General features: G+C 54.3%; 23 protein-coding genes and 3 tRNA genes. 15 read left to right on the plus strand and 11 right to left on the minus strand.

Annotation, left to right across the window (positions count from 1 at the left end; translation table 11 throughout):
• Positions 1-212: 212 nt before the first annotated feature.
• Complete coding sequence (gene ydiK, locus F3J26_RS12155) at positions 213-1331, minus strand: AI-2E family transporter YdiK (RefSeq protein WP_166994084.1); 1119 nt, start codon at positions 1329-1331, stop codon at positions 213-215.
• A 203-nt stretch (positions 1332-1534) separates the two neighbouring features.
• Between ydiK and ydiJ the strand changes: the two genes are divergently transcribed.
• From ydiJ to F3J26_RS12170, 3 genes are all read left to right on the plus strand, one after another.
• Positions 1535-4591, plus strand: coding sequence for a D-2-hydroxyglutarate dehydrogenase YdiJ (gene ydiJ, locus F3J26_RS12160; RefSeq protein ID WP_166994086.1), 3057 nt, complete (start codon positions 1535-1537; stop codon positions 4589-4591).
• The gene (gene menI / locus F3J26_RS12165; protein ID WP_008456522.1) at positions 4588-4998 is read left to right on the plus strand and encodes a 1,4-dihydroxy-2-naphthoyl-CoA hydrolase; all 411 of its coding nucleotides are present in this window, start codon (positions 4588-4590) and stop codon (positions 4996-4998) included. The genes ydiJ and menI overlap by 4 nt, the downstream gene beginning before the upstream one ends.
• 145 nt (positions 4999-5143) lie before the next feature.
• On the plus strand, positions 5144-5968 hold the full coding sequence (locus F3J26_RS12170; protein WP_205246495.1) for a CPBP family intramembrane glutamic endopeptidase: 825 nt from the start codon (positions 5144-5146) through the stop codon (positions 5966-5968).
• Positions 5969-6008: 40 nt separating this feature from the next.
• Here the strand turns inward: F3J26_RS12170 and F3J26_RS12175 are convergent, their stop codons facing one another.
• On the minus strand, positions 6009-7649 hold the full coding sequence (locus F3J26_RS12175) for an ABC1 kinase family protein (protein WP_166994090.1): 1641 nt from the start codon (positions 7647-7649) through the stop codon (positions 6009-6011).
• A 492-nt stretch (positions 7650-8141) separates the two neighbouring features.
• On the opposite strand from F3J26_RS12175, the gene F3J26_RS12180 reads away from it, so the two are divergent.
• From F3J26_RS12180 to ldtE, 8 genes are all read left to right on the plus strand, one after another.
• A complete protein-coding gene (locus F3J26_RS12180) occupies positions 8142-8987 on the plus strand; it encodes a YadA-like family protein (RefSeq protein WP_166994092.1) in 846 nt (281 codons plus the stop codon).
• A gap of 437 nt (positions 8988-9424) precedes the next feature.
• The gene (gene sufA / locus F3J26_RS12185) at positions 9425-9793 is read left to right on the plus strand and encodes a Fe-S cluster assembly scaffold SufA (protein WP_039292468.1); all 369 of its coding nucleotides are present in this window, start codon (positions 9425-9427) and stop codon (positions 9791-9793) included.
• Between the two features lie 8 nt (positions 9794-9801).
• A complete protein-coding gene (sufB, locus tag F3J26_RS12190; protein WP_008456512.1) occupies positions 9802-11283 on the plus strand; it encodes a Fe-S cluster assembly protein SufB in 1482 nt (493 codons plus the stop codon).
• Between the two features lie 16 nt (positions 11284-11299).
• Positions 11300-12046: a Fe-S cluster assembly ATPase SufC gene (sufC, locus tag F3J26_RS12195; protein WP_008456510.1), complete on the plus strand. Its 747-nt coding sequence runs from the start codon at positions 11300-11302 to the stop codon at positions 12044-12046.
• Entirely contained in the window at positions 12021-13301 is a 1281-nt protein-coding gene (sufD, locus tag F3J26_RS12200) for a Fe-S cluster assembly protein SufD (protein WP_166994094.1), read from the plus strand. Before sufC ends, sufD begins: the two co-directional genes overlap by 26 nt.
• Entirely contained in the window at positions 13298-14518 is a 1221-nt protein-coding gene (sufS, locus tag F3J26_RS12205; RefSeq protein WP_166994096.1) for a cysteine desulfurase SufS, read from the plus strand. The genes sufD and sufS overlap by 4 nt, the downstream gene beginning before the upstream one ends.
• Positions 14519-14529: 11 nt before the next feature.
• Complete coding sequence (sufE, locus tag F3J26_RS12210) at positions 14530-14946, plus strand: cysteine desulfuration protein SufE (RefSeq protein ID WP_008456507.1); 417 nt, start codon at positions 14530-14532, stop codon at positions 14944-14946.
• 109 nt (positions 14947-15055) lie between these two features.
• Positions 15056-16054, plus strand: a complete 999-nt coding sequence (ldtE, locus tag F3J26_RS12215; protein WP_166994099.1) for a L,D-transpeptidase LdtE — start codon at positions 15056-15058, stop codon at positions 16052-16054.
• Positions 16055-16120: 66 nt separating this feature from the next.
• Here ldtE and F3J26_RS12220 read toward each other — a convergent pair whose 3' ends face one another.
• From F3J26_RS12220 to F3J26_RS12230, 3 genes are all read right to left on the minus strand, one after another.
• The gene (locus F3J26_RS12220; protein ID WP_008456504.1) at positions 16121-16357 is read right to left on the minus strand and encodes a major outer membrane lipoprotein; all 237 of its coding nucleotides are present in this window, start codon (positions 16355-16357) and stop codon (positions 16121-16123) included.
• Positions 16358-16666: 309 nt separating this feature from the next.
• On the minus strand, positions 16667-18079 hold the full coding sequence (gene pykF / locus F3J26_RS12225; protein WP_008456501.1) for a pyruvate kinase PykF: 1413 nt from the start codon (positions 18077-18079) through the stop codon (positions 16667-16669).
• A gap of 371 nt (positions 18080-18450) precedes the next feature.
• Positions 18451-18527: transfer RNA gene (locus tag F3J26_RS12230), tRNA-Val, on the minus strand.
• A gap of 215 nt (positions 18528-18742) precedes the next feature.
• Between F3J26_RS12230 and F3J26_RS12235 the strand changes: the two genes are divergently transcribed.
• Positions 18743-19843 (plus strand): FAD-dependent oxidoreductase, encoded by a 1101-nt coding sequence (locus tag F3J26_RS12235; protein ID WP_166994101.1) that lies wholly within the window; start codon positions 18743-18745, stop codon positions 19841-19843.
• Positions 19844-19879: 36 nt separating this feature from the next.
• On the opposite strand, the gene F3J26_RS12240 is transcribed toward F3J26_RS12235, so the two are convergent.
• Positions 19880-20803, minus strand: coding sequence for a LysR family transcriptional regulator (locus F3J26_RS12240; RefSeq protein WP_166994103.1), 924 nt, complete (start codon positions 20801-20803; stop codon positions 19880-19882).
• Between the two features lie 72 nt (positions 20804-20875).
• On the opposite strand from F3J26_RS12240, the gene F3J26_RS12245 reads away from it, so the two are divergent.
• Positions 20876-21808 carry an alpha/beta hydrolase fold domain-containing protein gene (locus tag F3J26_RS12245; protein WP_166994105.1) on the plus strand — a complete coding sequence of 311 codons (933 nt, stop codon included), beginning with the start codon at positions 20876-20878 and terminating at the stop codon, positions 21806-21808.
• A gap of 64 nt (positions 21809-21872) precedes the next feature.
• Complete coding sequence (locus F3J26_RS12250) at positions 21873-22271, plus strand: Rid family hydrolase (RefSeq protein ID WP_166994107.1); 399 nt, start codon at positions 21873-21875, stop codon at positions 22269-22271.
• A 33-nt stretch (positions 22272-22304) separates the two neighbouring features.
• On the opposite strand, the gene F3J26_RS12255 is transcribed toward F3J26_RS12250, so the two are convergent.
• From F3J26_RS12255 to mdtK, 4 genes are all read right to left on the minus strand, one after another.
• Entirely contained in the window at positions 22305-22445 is a 141-nt protein-coding gene (locus F3J26_RS12255; RefSeq protein WP_008456485.1) for a hypothetical protein, read from the minus strand.
• Between the two features lie 200 nt (positions 22446-22645).
• A tRNA-Val gene (locus tag F3J26_RS12260) sits at positions 22646-22722 on the minus strand.
• Positions 22723-22739: 17 nt separating this feature from the next.
• Positions 22740-22816, minus strand: a tRNA-Val gene (locus F3J26_RS12265).
• Between the two features lie 154 nt (positions 22817-22970).
• The gene (gene mdtK, locus F3J26_RS12270) at positions 22971-24344 is read right to left on the minus strand and encodes an MdtK family multidrug efflux MATE transporter (RefSeq protein ID WP_166994109.1); all 1374 of its coding nucleotides are present in this window, start codon (positions 24342-24344) and stop codon (positions 22971-22973) included.
• Positions 24345-24581: 237 nt separating this feature from the next.
• Here mdtK and F3J26_RS12275 point away from each other — a divergent pair, with 237 nt between their 5' ends.
• A complete protein-coding gene (locus F3J26_RS12275; protein ID WP_008456483.1) occupies positions 24582-25226 on the plus strand; it encodes a riboflavin synthase in 645 nt (214 codons plus the stop codon).
• Positions 25227-25285: 59 nt separating this feature from the next.
• On the opposite strand, the gene gmuD is transcribed toward F3J26_RS12275, so the two are convergent.
• Positions 25286-26677 carry a 6-phospho-beta-glucosidase GmuD gene (gene gmuD, locus F3J26_RS12280; protein WP_166994111.1) on the minus strand — a complete coding sequence of 464 codons (1392 nt, stop codon included), beginning with the start codon at positions 26675-26677 and terminating at the stop codon, positions 25286-25288.
• Positions 26678-26751 lie beyond the last annotated feature (74 nt).

The raw sequence follows: 26751 nt of genomic DNA on the forward strand, positions 1-26751 counted from the left end.
CCCGGAATGGGGGCTTCAATGGCCGGAATAGCGAAGGGAAAATGCGTTATTGATTAGATTTATTAACCATTTGCGTTAAGTCACTGCTTTAGGCGCAAGCTATTCTGTCGTTAAAAAAGTTCCTGTGGAGATGTAGAGGATGTGAACGGAAACTTAGCTGTTATCGCATAGAGGGTTTGAGCGAACAGGAACTCCTCAAACCCTCCGCATCCTTATTGCTTCACATTCAGCGTCTGCTGCTCCTCAAGCAGTTCGACCACCTCTTGTGGATCGTCCTGTGGGGCAGGCGCCTCGTGCATCCAGACCGAAATCAGGCGATAAGAAACCGCCAGCAGCACCGGGCCGATAAACAGGCCAATCATCCCGAAGGCAATCAAGCCGCCGATCACGCCGGAAAGAATCAGAATCATCGGCAAGTCCGCGCCCATGCGAATAAGCACCGGGCGAATCACGTTATCCATGGTGCCAACGACACAACTCCATACCAACAGCACCGTCCCCCAGGTGGTATCGCCGCTCCAGTACAGCCAGATAATGGCGGGCACCAGAATCACCAGCGGGCCAAGCTGAATCAGGCAGCTAAGCACCATCAGCACCGTAAGCAGCGCGGCGTAAGGAATGCCGGACACCGCCAGGCCAATACCGCCCAGTACACCCTGTGCTAGCGCGGTGACAACCACGCCCAGCGCTACGGCGCGAATTGCCTGGCCGGCCAGCAGTACGGCAGCATCACCGCGTTTGTCCGCGAGGCGGAAGGCGAAATGACGAATGCCGTTCCCCAGCGTCTCACCTTTGGCATACAGCAGCACGCTGAACAGCAGCATCAGGCCGAGATGTACCAGCAGAGTACCTATGTGTACGGCCTGACCAAGGAACCAACTGGTCGTCGTGCCGATATAGGGCCGGATCTTTTCCATAATCGCGCTGCCGCCGCTGCTCACCAGCGTGTTCCAGCCGCTGTAAAGTTTATCGCCAATAAGTGGGACGCTGTGCAGCCATTCGAAGGCGGGCAGCGCCATGTGCCCTTTGGTCGCCCAGTTAATCACCGGGCCGCTGTTGTCCACCAGGCTGTTCACTAACATCGCGACCGGGATGACAAACAGCATCAGCAGGAGCAGCGTCATCACCAGCACCGCAAGGGAGCGTTTGCCCCACAGCAGCTTTTGCAATTTGATGAGCAGCGGCCAGGTCGCAATGACGATGGTTCCGGCCCAGGCGAAGCCCAAAACAAACGGGCGCACTATCCACAGACAGGCAAGAATCATCACCGAAATAAACAGCACGGACAGCAGGATCTGCAGCAGATCCTTTGGCTGACTGACTTTGATCATAGGAAGAATCACCTCAATAAAATGCACCCGCGCTAAATTCGCATGGCGATAATTTAATGATGATGTATTTCCTCGATTTTTGACAGGTGCATTTCGCATCGCGTTATCTGAAATAACAGCCGCAAATCGCGATGGAATATGATAAAAACAAAACAGACACGCAAACGATAACTCTTACTAAGCAACACAGGGTCGACCCGTCAATGATCCCACAAATTTCTCAGGCACCTGGCGTCGTTCAGCTGGTGCTCAGCTATTTAGCATCACTGGAGCAACAGGGCTTTACCGGCGATACCGCCACTAGCTACGCAGACCGCCTGACCATGGCGACCGACAACAGTATTTACCAACTGCTGCCGGATGCGGTGCTTTTCCCTCGTTCAACCGCCGACGTCACGCTGATTACCCGCGTGGCCTCCGAAGAGCGCTTTAAATCCCTGGTGTTTACCCCGCGCGGCGGCGGCACCGGCACCAACGGGCAGTCGCTGAACGGCGGCATCGTGGTGGACATGTCCCGCTACATGAATCGCATTATCGAAATCAACCCGGAACAAGGTTGGGTGCGGGTCGAAGCCGGCGTGATTAAAGACCAGCTCAACCAGTTCCTGAAGCCGCACGGCTACTTCTTTGCCCCGGAATTGTCGACCAGTAACCGTGCCACGCTGGGAGGAATGATTAATACCGATGCCTCCGGGCAGGGATCGCTGGTGTACGGTAAAACCTCCGATCATGTGCTGGGCGTGCGCGCCGTGCTGATGGACGGTGAAATTCTGGACACGCACCAGATGGCAACCGGGCTTGCCGAAGAGCTGGGCCGCGAAGAGACATCGAGCGGTAAAATCTACCGCACCGTGCTTGAACGCTGCCGCGAGCAGCGTGAGCTGATTATCGATAAATTCCCCAAACTAAACCGCTTTCTTACCGGCTATGACCTGCGCCACGTCTTTAATGACGATCTAAGCAAGTTCGATTTAACCCGCATTCTTACCGGCTCCGAGGGGACGCTGGCCTTTATCACCGAGGCGAAGCTGGATATCACCCGCTTGCCGAAAGTGCGCCGGCTGGTGAACGTCAAGTATGACTCCTTCGATTCAGCCCTGCGTAATGCGCCCTTTATGGTGGATGCTCGGGCGCTGTCGGTGGAAACCGTCGACTCCAAAGTCCTGAATCTGGCGCGGGAAGATATCGTCTGGCACTCGGTCAGCGAATTGATCACCGACGTGCCGAACAAAGAGATGCTTGGGCTGAACATCGTTGAGTTTGCCGGGGACGACCAGGCACTGATCGACGGCCAGGTCACTGAGCTATGTGCTCGCCTCGATGCGCTAATAGCCGCAGGCGAGGGCGGGGTGATTGGCTGGCAGGTTTGTGACGAGCTGGCCGGTATCGAAAAAATCTACGGCATGCGGAAAAAAGCCGTTGGCCTGCTGGGGAACGCCAAAGGCCAGGCTAAACCGATTCCGTTTGCCGAAGACACCTGCGTGCCGCCGCAGCATCTGGCGGACTACATTGTTGAATTCCGCGCTCTGCTGGATAGCCACAACCTGAGCTACGGGATGTTTGGTCACGTTGATGCAGGCGTGTTGCACGTTCGCCCTGCGCTGGATATGTGCGATCCGCAGCAGGAAATGCTGATGAAAAGCATCTCCGACGACGTGGTGGCGCTGACGGCAAAATACGGCGGTCTGCTGTGGGGCGAACATGGCAAAGGGTTCCGCGCCGAGTACAGCCCGGCCTTCTTCGGTGAAACGCTGTATGAAGAACTGCGCCGGATTAAAGCCGTGTTTGACCCGGCTAACCGGCTGAACCCCGGGAAGATTTGCCCGCCGCTCGGCGTGGACGACCCGATGATGCAGGTCGATGCCGTTAAGCGCGGGACGTTTGACCGACAAATCCCGATTGCGGTACGCACCTCCTGGCGCGGCGCGATGGAGTGCAACGGCAATGGCCTGTGCTTTAACTTCGACGTGAAAAGCCCGATGTGCCCGTCGATGAAAATCTCCAGCAACCGTATCCACTCCCCGAAAGGGCGAGCCACGCTGACCCGTGAATGGCTGCGGCTGCTGGCCGAGCGAGGCGTTGACCCGCTGCAGCTTGAGAAACAGCTGCCGGAGCAGCGCGCCAGCCTGCGAGGCCTTATCGAGCGTACCCGCAACTCGTGGCACGCCAGCAAGGGCGAGTACGATTTTTCCCACGAAGTGAAAGAGGCGATGTCCGGCTGCCTGGCCTGTAAAGCCTGCTCGACCCAATGCCCGATTAAAATCGACGTGCCGGAGTTCCGCTCTCGCTTCCTGCAGCTTTACCACACGCGCTATCTGCGCCCGCTGCGCGATCACGTTGTGGCCTCCGTGGAGAGCTACGCGCCGCTGATGGCGCGCGCGCCAAAAACCTTCAACTTCTTTATGAGCCAGCCGTGGGTCCAGAGTTTGTCCCGCAGGCACATCGGTATGGTTGACCTGCCTATGCTGTCCACGCCGACGCTGCAGCAGCAGTTGGTCGGGCACCGCTCAGCCAACGTCACGCTGGAAGAGCTGGAGCATTACTCAGATGAGCAGCGCGCCAAAACCGTGCTGGTGGTGCAGGACCCGTTCACCAGCTATTACGATGCTCAGGTGGTGGCTGATTTTATTAAGCTTGCAGATAAGCTAGGCTTTGAACCTGTGGTGCTGCCGTTCTCACCGAACGGTAAGGCTCAGCATATTAAAGGGTTCCTGCAGCGTTTTGCGCGCACGGCGAGTAAAACGTCTGAGTTCCTGAACCGCATTGCGAAACTGGGTATGCCGATGGTCGGCGTCGATCCGGCGCTGGTCCTGTGCTACCGCGATGAATATAAACAGACATTAGGCGAAGAGCGCGGTGATTTTCAGGTGCAGCTGGTGCACGAATGGCTCCAGACTGCGCTGAAAGAACGGGAAGTGCAGGGCGCGGGAGGGGAAGCATGGTACCTCTTTGGCCACTGTACCGAAGTAACGGCGTTGCCGGCGACACCGAATCAGTGGGCCGGTATTTTTGCTCGTTTTGGCGCGAAGCTCGAGAGCGTGAGCGTTGGCTGCTGCGGCATGGCTGGCACTTACGGTCACGAGGTGAAAAATCTCGCCAATTCATTGGGCATCTATGAACTCTCCTGGCATCAGGCGATGCAGCGCCTGCCGCGCAACCGCTGTCTGGCAACCGGCTACTCCTGCCGCAGCCAGGTCAAGCGCGTTGAGGGCAACGGCGTACGGCATCCATTACAGGCTCTTCTGGAGATTATCGGATGATTTGGCGACGTGAAGCCACGCTTGCCGCGCTCAATAAAATGGGCGCGAACAATATGGTCGGCCATGTAGGCATTGAATTTACGCGTTTTGACGACAACGAAATTGAGGCCACCATGCCGGTGGATGAGCGCACCCGGCAGCCGTTTGGCCTGCTGCACGGCGGCGCGTCGGTGGTGCTGGCGGAAACGCTGGGTTCCGTAGCAGGCTACCTGTGCACCGAAGGCGACCAGAAGGTGGTTGGGCTGGAAGTGAACGCCAACCATATCCGCTCGGCGCGAGAAGGCGTGGTGCGGGGCGTTTGTCGCGCGGTGCACGCGGGGCGTCGTCATCAGGTGTGGCAAATTGATATCTACGATCAGCAAGACCAGCTGTGCTGTACCTCCCGCCTGACTACGGCGGTGGTGTAAAGCAACGGCTAAAATATTCCCACGTTCAGCCCTCGGGGACGTGGGATTGTTTTAATTTGTGATTATTTCTTTAAAAAACTATATATCCACCACCCATTTTGTTAAAAAACCTGCCTCATGATGTTTTCAGGCTTAAGGAAAAATGATGTGGATATTGCTGGCAGCCGCCTTACTGGTTTTACAATTTAATAAAAAAATTTCCCTCGGATTATTACTGGTGACCGTGGTATGGGGTGCCGTTGACGGCGTACTCGACTGGCGAGCACTGGCTTCACTGGCGATAATCACCGCTCTTGCCGTCGCTTATTTAAAAGCCGCAAACAGAAAGCCCGTGCGCTATGTGCTTGAATTTTTGCTGGTCGCCGCCGCAGTAGCGCTGACCATCCATGTTATCCCCGGTTTCCATAATCCAAAGGTGCTGGACTCGGTGACCGCCGGGCCGCAAAGCGCGCGGTTTTCCATGTATTACAACTTCGACAAAGCGCTGGTGCCCTTTATTTTGCTGGTGATGATGAAGTCGCTGTTCGTCAGCGAGCCGAAATATCAGCCCGCTAAGCTCTGGTGGAACTTGCTGATTGCTTTGATCCCAGGGCTGTTGCTATTGGCGGTAGCTTTGGGTGGCTTAAAGATTGAACCTCATTTCCCGCAGTGGCTGCCGCCGTTCCTGTTCGCAAATATTTTCTTTGTTTCGCTGGCGGAGGAAGCGCTCTTCCGGGGGTATCTCCAGCAGCGTTTATCCGGCTTTATGCACCCGGTTGTGGCGCTGATTATTTCAGCCGCGATATTCGGCGCGCTGCATTTCGCCGGTGGCCCGCTGCTGATTGTTTTTGCCGCACTGGCGGGGCTTATTTACGGCCTGGCGTGGATGTGGAGCGGGCGGCTGTGGGTTGCCGTGGCGTTTCATGTCGGGCTGAATATGACCCATTTATTGCTGTTTACCTATCCGGTGCTGCAGCATTCTGTGCACTAATTTTTTACGACATCGGAACCTGGCTCCGATGTCGTAAATCTCATCGCCTTAACAACCGAATAACCAGCCATGCGCTTCCCGCAATAGCACACAACAAGCCAAGTACAGGGAAAAATGGGATGCCAAACAGCGTCCAGTTCAACCCGAGCAGCCATGGAGCTATCGCGATTGTCAGGGCGGCTAAAACAAGGGCGAGCGCCAGAGTAGAGGCCGCTCGCTCCAGCGACTTTCCGAGCTGGTTAATATTCTCTACGTTAATGTCCGCGTGCAGCTTACCGTGACGAAGCCTTTGCATCACCAGACGTAGGGTCTGCGGCAGCGAATCACCTCCCTCAAGAAGCTGATTGCCGAGTTTAAGCAGGCGTCTGCGGCTTCCGAGGCGGGTATAGCGTTTTAACAGCTCCTGCTTAATCACCGGGCGAAGAATGCGAATAATGTCGAACTGCGGATCCATTCTCAGCAATACGCCGTCCGCGGTGATCAACGCCTTAAACAATAAAACCAAATCCGGCGGCAGCGACAGCTGGAATTCCCGGACGGTGGAAAGCATATCGGTCAGCGCTTTTCCAAGCTGTAGCGGGAGATTGCCCTGTTTTTGCAGAAAATAGCTGGCTGCAAGTTCCAGTTCGGTAAGATCTACTGTCTCCTGGCCACTCCAGGCGATGAGGGCATCGACAATCCCGCTGGCATCACGCTCGCTGATGGCATAAATCAGCGACAACAGCTCGTCGCGTCGCGCCTGGCTCAGGCTTCCCACCATGCCGAAATCAATGAAGCCGACCCGGTTGCCCGCCAGGGCCATGACGTTGCCGGGATGCGGATCTGCGTGGTAAGTCCGCAGGTCAAAGAGCATATTGATAAACGCTGTCGCGCCTTTACGCGCCAACAAGGGGCCATCAAACCCGGCGGCGGCAAGCTGCTGGCTGTCAACCGGCGCCACGCCGGGCAAAAATGCCTGTACCATCAGCGTAGGGTGGCACCAGTCCCAATAAATCCTGGGGATGACGACGTCTTCGTTGTCAGCGAAAAACTGATAAATCTTTTCCCCGTTGGCTGCTTCATGGCAAAAATCCAGTTCCTGATTCAGGGCGTTTTCCAGATAACGCACCAGCATCACCGGCTGAAAGCGAGCCAGCCCCGCGCTCTGCTGCTCCAGACTTTCCGCGAGGTAACGGAGTAAACGCAGGTCGGCCTTGAGGGTTGTTTCAATCCCGGGGCGCTGAATTTTGACGATAACCTCGTCGCCATTTTTCAGCGTGGCCCGGTGAATTTGTGCTATCGAGCCACTGGCCAGCGGGGTTTCATCAAAGGTAGCGAAAACCTCCGCAGGCGAAGCCCCAAGCGTCGCCACGACGAAGGGCTCGAGCTTTGGCCAGGGCAGAGGGCTGGCGCTCGAATTCAACTGGCTAAGCGCTTCCGTCCATGCGGGGTCAAGCAGGTCGCTACGGGTTGAGAGGATTTGCCCGAGCTTAACGAACGTCGGGCCCAGTTCTTCCAGCGCCGCGCACAGGCGCTGCGGCATCGGTAAAGCATCGTGTTGGCTGCCGCCACGTATTTTGTCATGCAGCGAGGCCAGGCCCAGCAAACGCACAATGTCCTGCAATCCATAGCGAAGGAAAACGCCGATAATTTCCTGCAGCCTCACGCGATCGCGGGCGGTGACCATAATCATTTTCAGCATTGGACAAGCTCCTTTTTTCTTAACAGGAGGATAGTCGATAAATCGGAATATTTTCACGCCATTCTTATCTCAGGGCAGAGGGTTAGCCTGTCGCATACAGGCTGCGGGAAATTCGACGTTAAAGCGATGGAAGGTAATGAGAGTCGTCAATAAAAGCTAACTGATCTTCATCTCATCTGTTTATCTTGTTTTTTTTTGGTATGTGTATGGTTTTCTCTTATTGCCAAATCTGATTTTTGTTATCGATTTTTTACCACTTTTGCCCGAGGTGAATTCTGAAAGTCTGGTGGTTTTTGATGTGTTTGTTTATGTCTAATTTGTTATTTTTTTGTTTTTATTGTTTTAAAAACAATGGGTTAATTTTATTTTTTATGGCTAAGAATATTCACTTCAGGCTATTTTTATCATTATTTCTGTGTTGCCTTGTTAATTCTATTTATGAATAATTTCTCCGCACAGTAATGGTTTAATTATAATAATGGAGTAATTTTAATGAATAATAAGTCTTTGTTGGCCTTTCTTGTTTCTGGATTATTAGTCACCCAGTCTGTCTCTGCTCTTGAATGGGGGGACTGGTCATCAGACGTGACTTCCAGTAACTCCCATGCTGATGCTGATAAAACCAATGGAAATTTCGGTGATATTAAAAATAACGTTGATACCATTGATTCAGCGCTGAATGAAAGCATTCAAAAACAGCAGACAGTCAATGACCAACAAAAAATGCTCAACGATCGGCAGAATGCCACCAACGTCAAGCAGGCCGAGTGGAATGAGAACCAGAACAGCGTAAATAGCCAGCAGAATGCGGTGAATCAACAGCAGTCCACGGTTAATGCGAACCAGGCTAACCTCAACAATCAGCAGGGGGCCATTAATCAGACCCAGGCAAATCTGAACAATCAGCAGGGGGCCATTAATCAGACTCAGGCAAATCTGAACAATCAGCAGGGGGCCATTAACCAGTCTCAGGCAAATCTGAATACGCAGCAGAATACCATTAACCAGAGTCAGGCCAGGAGCAATGCTCAGTTCCAGGACTCCATCACCCAGCTTAATGGCGATCTTAACCATCTCGGTAACCGCGTGGATAAACTGGATCACAAAATGAAGCGTGGGTTTGCCTCCCAGGCGGCGCTCTCAGGGCTTTTCCAGCCCTACAACGTTGGCAAATTCAACCTTTCTGGCTCGCTAGGCGGGTATGAATCTACCAGCGCGATGGCCATTGGTAGCGGGTATCGGTTCAATGAAAATGTCGCCGCAAAGGCCGGGATTTCAACCAATACCGAAGACTTCAAGGCCGTGACATACAATGCGGCAGTCAACTTTGAGTGGTAATGCAGCTCAACATAGCTAACTCAGTTCCCCTGGTTAACCTTATGCCCTGGTAACTAGGGGGCGGATTTTTCTGAACAGATACCTTAATCCCCCTGCGACCGCACCTCTTCTTGTTCCCGTAAAACTGAAAATTACTGGTACTTTATGGCGCTAATTTCGCATTCAGTGCGCTTCCAATCACATAAATAGATATTTTCTATACATCTTTTGTCTTGCCCGGTTCAGGCGTTTTTCATCTTTGATATTTCCTTTTACACCAGTAGCTTAAACAGCTCTTTTCGCCATCGGCAAGAGTTTCATGACGGTCTATCCTTAGTAAAGACGCCCAAAAAACCAGCGTTTCGCGAATACCCCTGTTTTCATAACGTTGTATTGATAATTGTTATCATTAACATAAGGGTATCGGCCTTCGGGCGCAGAGAATGATGAGGTGAAGAATGGATGTGCAAACCGGTTCCTTTGATCCCAATGATTTTGCCTGGCAGGGGCTGACCCTGACCCCGGCCGCCAGCGCGCATATCCGCGATCTGGCCGCCAAACAACCCGAGCTTAAAGGCATCCGCCTGAGTATCAAACAGACGGGCTGCGCTGGCTTTGGCTACGTGCTGGACACGGTCACCGAGCCGAAGCCGGACGATCTGGTCTATGAGTTTGACGGCGCGCGCCTGTGGGTGCCGCTCTCCGCCATGCCTTTTATCGACGGCACGGAAGTGGATTACGTGCGTGAAGGCCTGAATCAGATCTTTAAATTTAATAACCCGAAAGCGCAGCACGAGTGCGGCTGCGGCGAAAGCTTTGGGGTATAGGCGGTACTATGTCTCGTAATACTGAAGCAACTGACGATGTCAAAACCTGGACCGGCAACCTCAATTATAAAGAGGGCTTTTTCACCGAGCTGCAGACCGAGCAGCTGGCGAAGGGCATAAATGAAGAGGTGGTTCGGGCAATCTCTGCCCGTCGTAACGAGCCCGAATGGATGCTGGAGTTTCGTCTCAACGCCTTCCATGCATGGTTGAAAATGGAAGAGCCGCACTGGCTGAAGGCGAATTACGACAAACTGAATTACCAGGATTACAGCTATTACTCTGCGCCATCCTGCGGGAGCTGCGACGACACCTGTGCGTCCCAGCCCGGCGCGGTTCAGCAGCCGCCAAACGCCTTCCTGACTAACGAAGTCGAAGACGCGTTTAAGCAACTGGGTGTGCCGGTGCGCGAAGGCAGTGAAGTGGCGGTTGACGCCATTTTTGACTCAGTTTCCGTGGCAACCACTTACCGCGAAAAACTCTCCGAGCAGGGCATTATTTTCTGCTCCTTCGGCGAGGCGATTCACGACTACCCGGAACTGGTCAAAAAATACCTGGGTACCGTGGTGCCGTCTAACGATAACTTCTTCGCCGCGCTTAACGCCGCGGTGGCCTCTGACGGCACCTTTATTTACATCCCGAAAGGCGTGCGCTGCCCGATGGAGCTGTCCACCTATTTCCGTATCAACGCGGAAAAAACCGGTCAGTTCGAGCGCACTATTTTAGTGGCGGATGAAGGCAGCTATGTGAGCTACATCGAGGGCTGTTCTGCACCAGTGCGCGACAGCTACCAGCTCCACGCCGCCGTAGTGGAAGTGATTATTCACCGCGATGCGGAAGTGAAGTACTCCACGGTGCAAAACTGGTTCCCGGGGGACAACAACACCGGCGGCATTCTGAACTTCGTCACCAAGCGCGCCCTGTGCGAAGGTGAGAACAGCAAGATGTCCTGGACACAGTCAGAAACCGGCTCTGCCATCACCTGGAAGTACCCGAGCGTGATCCTGCGTGGCGACAACTCCATCGGCGAGTTCTTCTCCGTGGCGCTGACCTCCGGCCATCAGCAGGCGGACACCGGCACCAAAATGATCCACATCGGCAAGAACACCAAATCGACGATCATCTCGAAAGGGATCTCCGCCGGTCATAGCCAGAACAGCTACCGCGGCCTGGTGAAAATCATGCCCACAGCGACCAACGCTCGTAACTTCACCCAGTGCGACTCGATGTTGATCGGGCCCGACAGCGGGGCGCACACTTTCCCGTACGTGGAGTGCCGCAACAACACGGCGCAGCTGGAGCACGAAGCCACCACGTCGCGCATTGGTGAAGATCAGCTGTTCTATTGCCTGCAGCGTGGCATCAGCGAAGATGACGCCATCTCGATGATCGTCAACGGGTTCTGCAAAGACGTGTTCTCAGAGTTACCGCTCGAATTCGCGGTGGAAGCACAAAAATTATTAGCCATCAGCCTCGAACACAGCGTCGGTTAAGGATTAAGGGAAAACTATGTTAAGCATTAAAGATTTACAGGTCAGCGTTGAGGATAAAGAGATCCTGCGTGGCTTAAACCTCGAAGTGAAGCCGGGCGAAGTTCACGCCATCATGGGGCCAAACGGCTCCGGGAAAAGTACCTTATCCGCCACGCTTGCCGGTCGTGAAGACTACGAAGTGACCGGCGGCTCGGTGCAGTTCAACGGCAAAGACCTGCTGGAACTGTCGCCGGAAGACCGCTCCGGCGAAGGTATTTTTATGGCCTTCCAGTACCCGGTGGAAATTCCCGGCGTCAGCAACCAGTTCTTCCTGCAAACCGCGCTGAATGCGGTGCGGGAATACCGGGGCCTCGAGTCGCTGGATCGCTTTGATTTTCAGGATCTGATGGAAGAGAAAATCAAGCTGCTGCAAATGCCGGAAGATTTACTCACCCGCTCGGTCAACGTCGGCTTCTCCGGCGGCGAGAAAAAGCGTAACGACATTCTGCAAATGGCAGTGCTGGAGCCGGAGCTGTGCATTCTCGATGAAACCGACTCCGGGCTGGATATTGATGCCCTGAAGATTGTGGCCGAAGGCGTTAACTCGCTGCGTGACGGCAAGCGTTCATTTATCGTGGTCACCCACTACCAGCGTATCCTCGACTACATCAAGCCGGACTTTGTTCACGTGCTGTATCAGGGGCGCATCGTTAAATCTGGCGATTTCAGCCTGGTGAAACAACTGGAGGAGCAGGGTTATGGCTGGCTTACCGAACAGCAGTAACGGCAACGCGCTCCAGCAGTGGCATCATCTGTTTGAAGCTCAGGGCACGGGCCGCTCGCAGGTGGCCCTGCAGCATATGCAGCAGCTGTTGCGCCTGGGTTTACCGACACGCAAGCATGAAAACTGGAAATACACGCCGCTCGACGGGTTGCTGAATAACCAGTTTGTCTTTGCGCCTCAGTCGCCTTTAAGTGCGCAACAGCGTGACGAGCTTGCCCTGCCTGTAGACGCGCTGCGGCTGGTGTTTGTTGACGGGCATTTCAGCGCCGAACTGAGCGATGACATCGCCGACAGCGGTTTTGTGATAAGTATCGACGATAACCGCCAGACGCTGCCCGCGCCGGTTCAGGGCGAAGTGTTCCTGCACCTCACGGAAAGCCTGGCGGAGACCGTGACGCATATCCGCGTGGCGCCTAACACGCAGCCTGAAAAAGCGCTGTTGCTGATGCACGTCACGCGCGGCAGCAAGGCGCAGGAGATGGCGACGGCACATTACCGTCACCACCTGATCCTTGAGCAGGGCGCTCAGGCCACGGTGATGGAGCACTTCGTCAGCCTTGACGAGGCGGCGCATTTCACCGGCGCACGATTTACCGCCGAAGTGGCCGCCAACGCGCAGCTTAGCCACTACAAGCTGGCGTTTGAAAATGCCGCCAGCTACCACTTTGCGCACAACGATCTACTGATTGAGCAGGACTCGACGGTGAGCAGCCACAGCTTCCTGTTGGGGGCCGCAGTGCTGCGCCACAACACCAGCACGCAGCTTAACGGCGAGAACAACCAGCTGCACATCAACAGTCTGGCGCTGCCGGTAAATAACGAGGTGTGCGACACCCGAACCTGGCTTGAGCACAACAAGGGCTACTGCAACAGCCGCCAGCTGCATAAAACCATCGTGCGTGATAAGGGCCGAGCGGTGTTTAACGGCATGATCAAAGTGGCTCAGCACGCGATTAAAACCGACGGGCAGATGACCAACAATAACCTGTTGCTTGGCCGCCTGGCGGAGGTGGACACCAAGCCACAGCTGGAAATCTACGCCGATGACGTGAAGTGCAGCCATGGCGCAACCATCGGGCGCATTGATGACGAACAGATGTTCTACCTGCGCTCCCGTGGTATCAGCGAACAGGCTGCACAGCAGATGATAATCTTCGCCTTTGCCGCAGAGCTTACCGAAAGTATTCGCGACGAGGCCTTAAAACAGCAGGTGCTGGCACGTATCGCCCGGCGCTTTGCAGGGGGCGAGGCATGAGTTTTTCAATAGAGCAGGTCAGGGCTGATTTCCCGATTCTGAGCCGCGAGGTCAACGGCCAGCCGCTGGCCTATCTGGACAGCGCCGCCAGCGCGCAGAAACCACAGGCGGTGATTGACGCCGAGCTTGAGTTTTATCGCCATGGGTATGCCGCAGTGCACCGTGGCATTCATACTCTGAGCGCAGAAGCAACCACCCTGATGGAAAACGTGCGCAGTCAGGCGGCACGCTTTATCAACGCGGCAAAACCGGAAGAGATTGTCTTTGTGCGTGGCACCACCGAGGGGATAAACCTCGTGGCCAATAGCTGGGGCAGCGCCAACGTCCAGGCCGGGGATAACATCATCATCAGCGCCATGGAACACCACGCTAACATCGTGCCGTGGCAGATGCTGTGTGAGCGTACCGGCGCGGAGCTGCGCGTTATCCCGCTCAACCAGGACGGCACGCTGCAGCTTGATGTCTTCCCGACGCTGATTGACGAGCGCACAAAACTGTTGGCGATTGCCCACGTTTCTAACGTGCTCGGTACCGAAAACCCGGTGAAGGAGATGATCGCTACCGCGCATCAGGCGGGCGTCAAAGTGCTGGTGGATGGCGCACAAGCGGTGATGCACCACGTCACGGATGTGGCGGCGCTGGACTGCGATTTTTATCTTTTCTCCGGGCACAAGATATACGGGCCAACGGGGATTGGCGTGTTGTATGTGAAAGAAAGCATTCTGCAGGATATGCCGCCATGGGAAGGCGGAGGGTCGATGATTGCTACCGTCAGCCTGACTGCAGGGACGACTTACGCCACAGCCCCGTGGCGCTTTGAAGCCGGGACGCCAAACACGGCTGGCATTATCGGCCTTGGGGCAGCGTTGAGCTACGTTGAAGGGCTGGGCATGGAGGCGATTGGCGAGTATGAACGCAACCTGATGCGCTATGCTCAACACGCGCTGCAGGCCGTGCCCGATCTCACCGTATACGGCCCGGCAGAGCGCCGTGGTGTTTTGGCGTTTAATCTCGGGAAACATCATGCCTATGACGTCGGCAGCTTCCTCGACAACTACGGCATCGCGGTTCGCACCGGGCACCATTGCGCCATGCCGCTGATGGCGTTCTACAGCGTCCCGGCCATGTGCCGCGCCTCCTTTGCCATGTACAATACCGAACAAGAAGTGGATCGCCTGGTCGCCGGCCTGCAGCGCATCCACAGCCTGTTAGGATAACGGAGACGGTCATGGCCACGCTGCCGGATAAAGACAAACTGCTAAAAAATTTCAGCCGCTGTGCGAACTGGGAAGAGAAGTATCTCTACATTATCGAACTGGGCAGCCGCCTGCCGGAACTGGCGGCGGAGCAGCACAAGCCTGAACATATTATTCAGGGCTGCCAGAGCCAGGTATGGATAGTCATGCACCAGCAGCCCGATGGGGTGATTACGCTGGAGGGTGACAGCGATGCCGCTATCGTTAAAGGGCTGATCGCTATCGTATTTATTCTCTATCAGCAAATGACGCCGCAGGATATCGTGGCGTTTGATGTGCGCCCGTGGTTTGAAAAAATGGCGCTCGCACAGCATCTGACGCCGTCCCGCTCTCAGGGGCTGGAAGCGATGATTCGCGCAATTCGCAACCAAGCCACCAATCTCATTTAAGTTAGCTAAACTTAATCATACCTATGGTCCTGTTTTGCGAGGCGGTTTTCTGCCTCGCTTGTCTTTCAGCCTGCTGGCGCTCGCCAGCGCGACTACAGGAATAAAAAGTATGAAATACGCGTCTTTACTCACACTGGCCATTACCGGCGCTCTGAGCGCCATTCAGCCCGCTTTAGCCCTGGATTATCCCTTACCGCCGGAAGGCAGCCGCCTGATTGGCCAAAACCAGACTTATACCGTACAGGAAGGCGATCGTAACCTGCAGGCTATTGCCCGGCGTTTTGACACCGGTGCGATGCTGCTGCTGGAGGCCAATAACACCATTGCGCCAGTGCCTAAACCCGGCACGGTGCTGACCGTCCCCAGCCAGCTGCTGCTGCCGGACGTGCCGCGCGAGGGGATTGTGGTGAATCTTGCCGAGCTGCGGCTGTATTACTTCCCGCCAGGACAAAACATTGTGCAGGTTTATCCGATTGGTATTGGTCTGCAGGGGCTGGAGACGCCGCTGATGACCACCAGGATTGGGCAAAAGATCCCCAACCCTACCTGGACACCTACCGCCGGTATTCGCCAGCGCTCCCTGGAAAAAGGGATCAAGCTGCCGCCCGTCGTGCCTGCCGGGCCTAATAACCCGCTGGGGAGATTCGCCATGCGGCTGGCCTACGGTAATGGCGAGTACTTGATTCACGGTACCAGCGCGCCGGACAGCGTGGGGCTGCGCGTCAGCTCCGGTTGTATCAGAATGAATGCCCCCGACATCAAAGCCCTGTTTGAGCAAACGAAAACTGGCACGACGGTGCGGGTGATTAACGATCCGGTGAAATTCTCCGTTGAGCCAAACGGCGTTCGCTACGTCGAAGTCCATCGGCCGCTTTCTCAGGATGAGCAGCAGAACACGCAGACTATGCCTTACGTGCTTCCCGCGGGCTTTAGCGAGTTCCGGGCCGGTAGCGGCGTGGAGAAAGCGTTAGTGGAGAAGGCGCTATACAGGCGTGCGGGGTATCCCGTTGTGGTCTCTGCGGGGCAAACACCTGCGGCAACGATGGCGGTTCAGTCGGCGAGGAATGGCGTGGTAAATGCAGAAGAGGCGACTAGCGCGACACAGTAGCCGGTGGGGATAAATGACAGGCAAAAAAAATGGCGCACATTGTGCGCCATTTTATACCAGTGACTCTTACTTACGGTAAGAGTGAGCCTGGTTGTCCAGACGCTGGTTAGCGCGAGCGGCGTCGTCTTTAGCAGCCTGAACGTCAGAACGCACTGCGTTCACGTCGTTGCTCAGCTGATCAACTTTAGCGTTCAGAGTCTGAACGTCAGAAGACAGTTGATCGATTTTAGCGTTAGAAGAACAACCTGCCAGCATAGTAGAAGCCAGGATTACCGCGCCCAGTACCAGTTTAGTACGATTCATTATTAATACCCTCTAGATTGAGTTAATCTCCATGTAGCGTTACAAGTATTACACAAAGTTTTTTGTGATGAGAATAATTTTTTGTCGGGAATACCCCTAAATTTGATCGTTCGCTCAAAGAAGCACCGAACGGAGCCGGAAAGTTAAAAAAAAGAGAGAAAACAGGGGAATTTCATCGGATTCATCTTAATTAAGAGTAAGCTTAAATAGTAAAATCCGATTTGCATTTTTATTAAGATCTGACTGCAAGTGATATAAAAAAAGCGCCCGAAGGCGCTTTTTTGTTAATTAAACTTGTTAACAAGTCAATTACAGAACATGGACCGAGGCGGTGTTAGTGGTGCCGCTTGGGACCAGCGCACCAGAAACCATCACCACGATGTCGCCTTTACGAGCCAGGCCGCTTTCCAGCGCCACTTCTTTACCCAGGCGGTAGAAGTCGTCGGTGGAGGCAATTTCTTTCACCATCTGGGTGACAACGCCTTTGCTCAGCACCAGCTGACGCGCGGTTACTTCGTTGGTAGTCAGCGCCAGAATAGTCGCGTTCGGGAAGTATTTACGCACGGCTTTAGCGGATTTACCGCCCTGGGTGGCAACCACGATCAGCGGGGCTTCCAGTTTTTCTGCGGTTTCAACGGCGCCACGGCAAACGGCTTCGGTGATGCGCAGTTTACGGCTGTCGTTGCTGTTGTCCAGACGGCTGGTCATCACGCGGTCGGTACGCTCGCAGATAGTTGCCATGATGGTCACAGCTTCCAGCGGGTATTTACCTTTTGCAGACTCACCGGACAGCATCACTGCGTCGGTGCCGTCGATGATGGCGTTAGCAACGTCACCGGCTTCTGCGCGGGTAGGGCGCGGGTTTTTGATCATGGAGTCGAGCATCTGGGTTGCGGTAATAACCACTTTACGTGCACGAACGCATTTCTCGATCATCATCTTCTGCGCGAAGATAACTTCTTCCACCGGGATTTCAACGCCCAGGTCGCCACGAGCAACCATGATGCCGTCAGAAGCTTCGAGGATTTCGTCGAAGTTGTTCAGGCCTTCCTGGTTTTCGATCTTGGAGATGATCTGGATCCTCTCGCCGCCGTGGGCTTTCAGGTGCTCACGAATTTCAACCACGTCAGAACGCTTACGGATGAAGGAGGCTGCCACGAAGTCAACGCCCTGTTCGCAGCCGAAGATCAGATCCTGTTTGTCTTTCTCAGCCAGCGCTGGCAGCGCGATGGACACGCCCGGCAGGTTAACGCCTTTGTTCTCACCGAGGTCGCCGTTGTTCAGCACTTTACAGATAACTTTGTTGCCTTCGATGGCGGTGACTTCCATGCCGATCAGGCCATCGTCCACCAGAACGGTGTTGCCCACGGTCAGGTCATTGGTGAAGCCTTCGTAGGTCACTGCGACGATTTCGCTGTTACCAACCACGGATTTGTCGGTGGTGAAGGTAAAGGTCTGGCCTGCTTTCAGGGAGACGTCGTTACCGCCTTCCAGCTTGATGGTACGGATTTCTGGCCCTTTGGTGTCCAGCAGGATAGCGGCTTTTTTACCTGTTTTAGCAACGACGTTGCGCAGGTTTTTGATGCGCTGGCCGTGTTCTGCATAGTCACCGTGGGAGAAGTTCAGACGCATAACGTTCATGCCCGCGTCGAGCATTTTAGACAGCATCTCTTCGGATTCGGTTTTTGGACCGATGGTGCAAACGATTTTAGTCTTTTTCATGACAGTCTTATCTATAAGTTGAGGAGGAATGTTGAAATCGTGTTCCGGGAGACCGGGCTGCCGGAGCTTAAAAGAATACTGTGGTGTTGAAAGTGGCACCTGGTAAGGATAGGTGACAGAAATAAAGCGTGCAGAGGAAAGTGTGCTTGTGGTTCAGCAGGGGAAAGCGTTAGACGATGTTGTTGTATAAAAAAGGAGTCCAATGAGCTGAAACCATTCAAGTTAAGAACGGGCGTAGTATAGATAAATCTGGCTGGAAAAGGAATCAAAACCGTTGATTCAGCGACGGAGTGCACAGTTTTACAGCGAGTTGTTATCAGGGCGTTGCCAGATGTTTGAGCGTTTTCAGAGATGATGAAAATAAAAAGAAATGGTGCGTTCAATTGGACTCGAACCAACGACCCCCACCATGTCAAGGTGGTGCTCTAACCAACTGAGCTATGAACGCATTTAATACGATTTATAAAACGATAACCGACTGAATTGATTATTGTTTTATCTTCTTTGGTGAGAAGTGACAACATTATGACGGGCAATCGGGATGTTGACAAGCCCCGTAGAAACTGTCCGGTGAATGTTTGAGCTTTTTATGCTTGTTCTGGCTGGCGTTTCAATCTGGCTGCTGATAAAACCGTTTCTTCTCCGACAGTCAGAGGCATTTTTATGATAACCATTATTGGCGCTGGTGTAGCGGGGCCGCTGCTGGCTTACATGTTGCACCGCCAGGGTATTGCGGTCTGTATTCTCGAGGCTGATGCTTCTCTCGATTCACGCCATCAGGGTGGCATGCTCAATCTGAACGAAGGCACGGGTAAACCTGCACTTCGAGCGGCGGGGATGTATGAAGCCGCAATGGCTCTGGTGTTGGAGGGGGCGGATGCAACTCTGATGCGTGATAAAAACGGCCATATCTTGTATCAGGATGAAGGTGATGGCTCCCGCCCGGAAGTCGACCGCGGCGCGTTGCGCAAACTAGTGATAGAGGCGTTGCCCAAGGGGATCATTCGTTGGAACAGTCGGGTAAGGTCCGTCGAACGACAGGGCACAGGCTTTCTTCTCCGGCTAGAGAACGGCAGTACGCATGTTTGTGATGCCCTGATAGGTGCCGATGGTGCGTGGTCGAAAGTCAGGCCTTTGTTAACGGGACAGCAACCGCTTTATTCCGGAATAACCTTTGTTGAGCTGCGTTACCCGAACGTAAGCCAGCAATATCCTGCGGTGAAAGCGCTGGTGGGCAAGGGGTCGTTGTTTGCTCTGAGCGAAGGCCGGGGCATCATGGCTCACTGTGAACCTGGAGACGAGGTTTCAGCCTATGCCGCCATACCCGTACCGGAAGCGCAATCGCGCAGAACCTTTACTCGTGATGAATTGGCTGAACACTTCCGTGACTGGGGCGAATGCTATCGCGAGATGTTAATGCAAAGTGAGGGGCCGATGGTTGCCAGGCCAATCTATGTGTTACCTACCGCGGAGTTCTGGAAGGCAGCGGGAAATGTGACCCTGATTGGTGATGCCGCGCATGTTATGTCACCTTTTGCCGGGGAGGGCGTGAATCTGGCGATGGCGGATGCCGTCGATCTCGCCTATGCCATCATTTCCCAGCCTTCCAGCATGGAGGGTGCTTTTAAGGTATATCAGGAGGCAATGGCTGCACGAACCGTTCGTTTTCAGCAGGAGTCTGCCGCGAATTTTGCCATGGGGTTTGCGGCTGATGCGCCGCGGGAACTGCTGGGGTTATTCACCGGGTTAGGATCGCAGGATTAGGGCCTGTCATTCCCAAATCATTTCATCGGGATGTTGTTAATGGTCCATATGCTTCACCAGGCTGTCGATAAACAACCTCACTTTGGCTGCCAGATGTTTCCGATTAGGGTACACCACGTTCACGGTCAATGGTGTGCCGCCTAATTCAGACAGTACGGGCACCAGAGTGCCCTCTGCGACATCCCGGGCAACGAGAAAAGCTGGCAGGAAAGCGATGCCTAAGCCTGCAACAGCGGCGGCGCAAATAGCCTCTCCGCTGTCGAAGCGGATCCTGCTGTGCCCTTCAACCAACACGCTCTCATTGCTGGCCGTGAACAGCGTCCAGTTTGTCGTTTGAGGGCTCAGGCCGTAAATCAGCCGCTGGTGAAGGCGAAGATCTTCTGGCGAACCTGGTATACCTGAACTGGCCAGGTAGTCTGGGGAAGCAAACAGATGAGGGCGAATGCGCTGCACGGTTCGTGCAATAAGCTGCGAATCTTTCGGTAAATCACCCAGTCGGAGGCTGAGATCGAACCCCTCCGCGACGAGGTCCACCACGCGGTCGGTGAAATTGACTTCAATATCCAGTCTCGGGTAGGCCGCCATGAAGTGCTTCAGAAAAGGCAGAAGCACTACTTTGCCCCACGTTTCCGGGACGCTGAGCCGAAGCACTCCGCCGGGGCTGGAAAAATTCTGCCGGACACTCGCCTCTGCTTCTTCACTATCCTGCAAAATCTGTGCGCAGCGTTCATAAAAACCGTAGCCATCGCGGGTCAGGGCGACGCTTCGCGTCGTACGATGAAATAGCCGCGTTTCCAGCTGTGCTTCAAGGCGTGCAATCGCTTTTCCTGCGGCGGAACGGGTTAAGCCCAGCGCCTTTCCTCCGGCGACAAAGCTCCCGCTTTCCACGATAGCCACGAAAACTCGCAGGCTACCGAGATCGAGGTCTGAATGGCTTTTAGTGCCTGTGCGGAGTGACATTGGCGAACCTCTTTCGTCAAATCATTAAGCATAATCTTTTTTGTTTAATCACAGTAGACAATGGAGAAATAAATGCTTCCTGATAACGCACAGGCAGCCCTTAGGGGCTGGATAAAAGCCGCCAGGCCGGTTGTGAAGAAGGTATATGGCCAGTCTGATGCTGACTGGAAAGCAGTTCGGGCTGACTATGTGAAGCAGCTGGATGAGTTGTTCCCTCCCGTGGAGGGCGTAACCTTTGCCGATGCCAGCCTGGGCGGTATTGGTGCGATGTTGGTCACGCCTGAGGAAGTCACTGAGGGTCGGGTGATGATTTATATTCATGGCGGAGGCTATGTTCACGGTGGGGTCGACGCTTATCGGGGATTAACCGGGCGTTATGCTCGCGCCTTGAAGGCTAAAGTATATGCGGTAGATTATCGTCAGGCGCCTGAGTTTCCTTTCCCGACGCCAATTGATGATGTCTTTCAGGCCTACCGAGCCTTGCTTGAGCAGGGTACAAACCCGCGCTCGCTGATGATTTCGGGGGATTCTGCCGGTGGGGCGATGGTTGTCACGCTGATGCGTAAAGCGCGCGATGCTGGCCTGGCATTACCCGCCGCCGCAGTAGCTATTTCACCGTGGGCTAACTTAACGCATAGCGGCGTATCTGCAACGGTGCGGGATGGGCTGGACCCTTTATGCAGCGTAGCTTTCCTGAACCAACTGGCCCGAAGTTTCCTTGCCGGAGAACTGCCCACACATCCGGATGCTTCTCCGGTTTTTGCCGATGTACAAGGCCTTTCTCCCACGCTGATACAGGTTGGTGAAAACGAGGTGATGCTGAGCGACGCCATTCGCCTTGCATCCCACATGAGTGAGAGCCGGGTTCGTACCACTCTAGAAGTTTGGCCGGAAATGTTTCACGTCTGGCATTTGTTTGCCGGGATATTGCCGGAGGCGGACCAGGCGCTACGAAACGCGATAAGATTCTTCGAAGATGCGCTAAACCCGGTCAACATCGGGTGAGATAAAAATGATTCATCAGCAGGCGCGTGAATTGCGAGCCTTTAAATAATGGGGAGAGACAGTCGTGTCAGACAGAGAAATTATTATGCCGCCTTCCATGCAAGTACTTGCTGAACGGGCGGGATATGCACCTGCGGTGGTGGTAGGTAACACGGTTTATTGTGCCGGGCAGGTTGGGCGCACGCCTGATTTGCAGGTGATAGCTGACCCAAGGGCGCAGTTTATGGCCTGCTGGGAAAACCTGCGTCTGGTCCTTCAGGCCGCGGGCTGCAACTTTGAAGACGTTGTGGAAATGACTACTTACCACGTAGACATGGAAGAACACATGGCTGTTTTTCGGGAGGTGAAAGACGAACTGTTTCCGCGGGGACACTGTGCCTGGACCTGCGTCGGCGTGTCAGAACTGGCTCGCCCGGGGCTGCTGGTTGAAGTGAAATGTATTGCCGTGAGAAGAACGGCGTAACATAAAAAACCGGCTGAGTAAGCCGGTTTTTTATCAGATTTTGCAGGCGTCGCCGCAGTCGTCATCGGCCACAACGGCCTGAGCTTTTTTGTCTGCGTCTTCCTGGCGCTCGGCGTTGCGCGCTTCGGCTTCATCTAACCCGGAAAACACCAGATTATTGAGATCGATTTCCATAAGTTACCTGTCGTGGTTTAGTGAATGACTCGCTTTATGATATGCAACCTTTCGGGTTTTCGCATCCCCAAACACCGGCGGACGCTCAAAACGCTAAAAATGACGTTTTCATGCGCTACGGGCTTGCGTGTAAAAATGAAATTTGGAATTTATCAGCTTGAAGAAAAGCGGGTTAAAGAAGGGAACTGCTTTAGCAAATATGGTGCGTCCGAGTGGACTCGAACCACCGACCCCCACCATGTCAAGGTGGTGCTCTAACCAACTGAGCTACGGACGCACTGATATATTTGAAAATGGTGCGTTCAATTGGACTCGAACCAACGACCCCCACCATGTCAAGGTGGTGCTCTAACCAACTGAGCTATGAACGCATTGTTGTCTTGGCGACAGCGGGGACGAATATTAGCGATACACCTCGGGGCTTGCAAGGGAAAACTCGCAATTTTATTCCAGATTTCACACGATTGCCGAGCATCTGCGCAGAATGGAGAGAAAGTAGCCGCGGATGCGGCTACCGTTGTTTAATTAACGAGCGGCGCGCTGCAGGATTGTGACGGAAGGCTGACGCTGCAGCCAACGCATACGCAACATCATCATGACCGCGGCGGAAGTCAGGCCGATAATAAAGCCGATCCAGAACCCGGCCGGGCCCATCGGTTCGACGACCCAGTCGGTTAGCCCCAGAATATAGCCGGCTGGCAGCCCCAGCACCCAGTACGCGATGAACGTAATAAAGAAGATCGAGCGGGTATCTTTGTAGCCACGCAGAACGCCGCTGCCAATCACCTGGATTGAGTCGGATATCTGGTAAATGGCTGCCAGCAGCATCAGATGCGCCGCCAGCGCGACAACTGCCGGATTGTCGTTGTACAGCAGAGCAATGTGCTCCCGGAAAATAACGGTAAACAACGCGGTGCACATCGCCAGGCAAATGGCCACGCCAACCCCGGTGCGGGCGGCGATTTGTGCATCCAGGGTTGAGCCCTGCCCAAGACGGAAACCGACGCGAATAGTCACCGCGGCCCCTAAAGAGAGCGGCAGCACAAACATCAGCGAGCTGAAGTTGAGGGCAATCTGGTGCCCGGCAACGTCGGTGATACCCAGCGGGGAAACCAGCAGGGCGACAACGGCAAACAGCGTAACTTCAAAGAACAACGCCAGGGCAATCGGCAGTCCGAGCTGACTCAGGCGCTTGACCACCGCCCAGTCCGGCTTGCTGAAACCTTCCGGGTTTTTGATGTCGCGCATCGAACGCGCTTTTTTGATGTAAGACAGCATGCTGAAGAACATCACCCAGTATACCGCCGCCGTTGCCACGCCGCAGCCCACGCCGCCCAGTTCGGGCATGCCGAAATGGCCATAAATGAAGACGTAGTTGACCGGAATATTGACCAGCAGGCCGATAAAGCCCATCACCATACCTGGCTTGGTTTTGGCCAGGCCTTCGCACTGGTTACGTCCTACCTGGAAGAACAGGTAACCTGGCGCCCCCCACAGCAGCGCTCGGAGATATCGAACGGCTTTATCCGCCAGTTCAGGATCGATATTGTGCATAGCGTGAATGATATGGCCCGCGTTCCACAACACCACCATCACCAGCACGGAAACCATGCCAGCCAGCCAGAACCCCTGGCGAACCTGGTGCGCAATGCGGTCACGTCGCGCCGAACCGTTGAGTTGCGCAACGGTTGGCGTTAAGGCCAATAGCAGCCCGTGGCCGAACAGAATAGCGGGCAGCCAGATGGAGGTGCCGATCGCCACGGCGGCCATGTCGGTAGCGCTGTAGCCGCCGGCCATCACGGTATCGACGAATCCCATTGCAGTTTGAGCGACCTGCGCGATGATGACAGGTATCGCCAGGGCAAGGAGCTGGCGAGCTTCGATGAGGTACTTCTGCATGATTACACCTGATTATTTTTATATGTATGAGAGACTAAAAAAGCCGCCAAAACAGGCAGCAAGAAGATGAACTGGGGAAATAACCAGTCTATTGTAGCGGGAGTTTATTTATACGCCAGTCAAAAATAGAGCCAGCGCACGCCCCGCACTGGCAAGCTGATTTTCCAACTGCTAAAGTGCGAAAATGTCTGTTAATGGCGGTAGCGTTACCGTCTGCGAATTGCCAGGAGTTTTTAGATGTTTACAGGTATTGTGCAGGGCACGGCGACCCTGGTTTCCATCGATGAGAAACCGAATTTCCGCACCCACGTTATTGATATGCCGACTGAAATGCTGCCAGACCTCGAAACCGGGGCTTCGGTGGCGCATAACGGCTGCTGCCTGACCGTAACCGAAATCAACGGCAATCACGTTAGCTTTGATTTGATGAAAGAGACGTTGCGCATCACCAACCTCGGTGAGCTAAGCGTGGGCGACAGCGTGAACGTTGAGCGTGCTGCCAAATTTAATGACGAAATCGGCGGACATTTAATGTCGGGTCATATTATGACCACGGCCGAAATTTCAAAAATTCTGACCTCAGAAAATAACCGCCAAATCTGGTTTAAGATTCAGGATAAGACCCTGATGAAATATATCCTTTATAAAGGTTATGTGGGCATCGACGGGATCAGCCTGACGGTGGGCGAGGTGACCGCTACGCGTTTTTGCGTGCATCTGATCCCTGAAACACTGGAGCGCACTACGCTTGGTGCTAAAAAACTGGGGCAGCGCGTGAACATTGAAATTGACCCGCAGACCCAGGCAATTGTCGACACCGTTGAACGCGTGCTGGCTAGCCGTGAAGCGGCAATAGCAGCGGCGATTCCCGCTAGCGAATAAACATTCTTTAGCCATAAAAAACGGGGCCAGCTGGCCCCGTTTCTCGTTCTTAACCAGGATTAATCTTCTTCGTTAAACCCGTTTTCGACTGCAGTTTTCATAAACCACTCGCCGCTTTTCTTAATCGTGCGCTGCTGGGTATTAAGATCCAGCGACACAAAGCCATAGCGGTTTTTGTAGGCGTTGCACCACGACCAGTTATCGATAAATGTCCACATGTGGTAACCAAGGCAGTTGCTGCCCTCGCTGATGCCCTTATGCAGCCACTTCAGGTGGTCACGAACGAAATCAATCCGGTAATCATCGTTGATTTGGCCGTTGTCGATAAAGCGCTGTTCGTTTTCGACGCCCATGCCGTTTTCTGAAATATAGCAGGCCGGGTTGCCGTAATTTTCACGCAGATTGGTGAGAATATCGTAGATCCCGCGCTCGTAGATTTCCCAGCCACGATAAGGGTTCATTTTGCGACCCGGCATTTCGTAGGACTCAAAGAACCACTCCGGCATAAACGGACTTTCCGGGTTAACCAGCGTGTCGCGACACTTAATGCGGCGCGGCTGGTAGTAGTTAATCCCCAGTAAGTCTACGACGCCCGCAGCGAGCAGGGCTTTGTCCTCAGGCTGACAGGCCGGAAGTTTATCGTGCTCTTTCAGGAACGCGACCAGCTCAGCAGGATATTCACCGCGCAGTGCCGGGTCGAGGAAACTGCGGTTAAACATCAGGTCGGCCAGGTTGGCGGCCTTTACGTCAGCCGGGTTTTGCGAACGAGGGTAAGATGGTGTCAGGTTGAGAATGATGCCAATCTGGCCGTCATCGCTGCGGGCATGGTAAGCCTTGACCGCTTTAGCGTGGGCAAGCATGGTGTGGTAAGCGACGGTCACCGCGCGGTTGAAATCCACCACGTTAGGGTAGTGGTAGTCATAGAGGTAGCCGCATTCAACCGGAACAACCGGCTCGTTGAAGGTAAACCAGTACTTCACGCGATCGCCGAAAAGCTCGAAACAGGTATTGGCGTAGGCGGCGTAGGCGTCAACCACTTCACGGCTTTCCCAGCCGCCTTTTTCCTGCATCACCATGGGCATATCAAAGTGGTACAGGTTGATAAATGGCTTAATGCCCTGAGCCAACAGTTCGTCAATCACCTGGTTATAGAACTCAACCGCCAGCGGGTTGACTTCACCCGTGCCCTCGGGAATCAGACGAGCCCAGGAAATGGAGGTGCGGAAAGTATTGTGATTGAGCTTTTTCAGCAGGGCGATGTCTTGCTTCCAGCGCTGATAAAAAGTTGAGGTGTTTTGCGGCCCGACGCCGTGGTGGAAACGGTTAGGCTGCTCGGCGAACCATCGGTCCCAGATGGTTTCAGATTTGCCAAAGTTCAGCGCTTCGCCCTCGGTTTGTGGGCCGGAGGCTGCGCTGCCCCACCAGAAATGCTCAGGAAATGCGTATTTCATCGTTGTCCTCACGGTCTGACCTGCCATCTCCGACAGGCAATCATTGATGCGGCTAATGCCCAGATTGTCTGTGA

The organism is Enterobacter sp. Ap-867, from assembly GCF_011752855.1.
In the GTDB taxonomy this organism is placed as follows: Bacteria; Pseudomonadota; Gammaproteobacteria; order Enterobacterales; family Enterobacteriaceae; genus Cedecea.

Bases quoted from the DNA above. Each gene is read 5' to 3' on its own strand.
- sufD (WP_166994094.1), top strand. From the start codon at position 12,021: ATGGCTGGCTTACCGAACAGCAGTAACGGCAACGCGCTCCAGCAGTGG.
- pykF (WP_008456501.1), bottom strand. From the start codon at position 18,079: ATGAAAAAGACTAAAATCGTTTGCACCATCGGTCCAAAAACCGAATCC.
- F3J26_RS12255 (WP_008456485.1), bottom strand. From the start codon at position 22,445: ATGGAAATCGATCTCAATAATCTGGTGTTTTCCGGGTTAGATGAAGCC.
- gmuD (WP_166994111.1), bottom strand. From the start codon at position 26,677: ATGAAATACGCATTTCCTGAGCATTTCTGGTGGGGCAGCGCAGCCTCC.
- F3J26_RS12235 (WP_166994101.1), top strand. From the start codon at position 18,743: ATGATAACCATTATTGGCGCTGGTGTAGCGGGGCCGCTGCTGGCTTAC.
- F3J26_RS12175 (WP_166994090.1), bottom strand. From the start codon at position 7,649: ATGCTGAAAATGATTATGGTCACCGCCCGCGATCGCGTGAGGCTGCAG.
- F3J26_RS12170 (WP_205246495.1), top strand. From the start codon at position 5,144: ATGTGGATATTGCTGGCAGCCGCCTTACTGGTTTTACAATTTAATAAA.
- F3J26_RS12275 (WP_008456483.1), top strand. From the start codon at position 24,582: ATGTTTACAGGTATTGTGCAGGGCACGGCGACCCTGGTTTCCATCGAT.
- mdtK (WP_166994109.1), bottom strand. From the start codon at position 24,344: ATGCAGAAGTACCTCATCGAAGCTCGCCAGCTCCTTGCCCTGGCGATA.
- sufC (WP_008456510.1), top strand. From the start codon at position 11,300: ATGTTAAGCATTAAAGATTTACAGGTCAGCGTTGAGGATAAAGAGATC.
- F3J26_RS12240 (WP_166994103.1), bottom strand. From the start codon at position 20,803: ATGTCACTCCGCACAGGCACTAAAAGCCATTCAGACCTCGATCTCGGT.
- ydiJ (WP_166994086.1), top strand. From the start codon at position 1,535: ATGATCCCACAAATTTCTCAGGCACCTGGCGTCGTTCAGCTGGTGCTC.
- ldtE (WP_166994099.1), top strand. From the start codon at position 15,056: ATGAAATACGCGTCTTTACTCACACTGGCCATTACCGGCGCTCTGAGC.
- F3J26_RS12220 (WP_008456504.1), bottom strand. From the start codon at position 16,357: ATGAATCGTACTAAACTGGTACTGGGCGCGGTAATCCTGGCTTCTACT.
- sufA (WP_039292468.1), top strand. From the start codon at position 9,425: ATGGATGTGCAAACCGGTTCCTTTGATCCCAATGATTTTGCCTGGCAG.
- sufB (WP_008456512.1), top strand. From the start codon at position 9,802: ATGTCTCGTAATACTGAAGCAACTGACGATGTCAAAACCTGGACCGGC.
- menI (WP_008456522.1), top strand. From the start codon at position 4,588: ATGATTTGGCGACGTGAAGCCACGCTTGCCGCGCTCAATAAAATGGGC.
- sufE (WP_008456507.1), top strand. From the start codon at position 14,530: ATGGCCACGCTGCCGGATAAAGACAAACTGCTAAAAAATTTCAGCCGC.
- sufS (WP_166994096.1), top strand. From the start codon at position 13,298: ATGAGTTTTTCAATAGAGCAGGTCAGGGCTGATTTCCCGATTCTGAGC.
- F3J26_RS12180 (WP_166994092.1), top strand. From the start codon at position 8,142: ATGAATAATAAGTCTTTGTTGGCCTTTCTTGTTTCTGGATTATTAGTC.
- ydiK (WP_166994084.1), bottom strand. From the start codon at position 1,331: ATGATCAAAGTCAGTCAGCCAAAGGATCTGCTGCAGATCCTGCTGTCC.
- F3J26_RS12245 (WP_166994105.1), top strand. From the start codon at position 20,876: ATGCTTCCTGATAACGCACAGGCAGCCCTTAGGGGCTGGATAAAAGCC.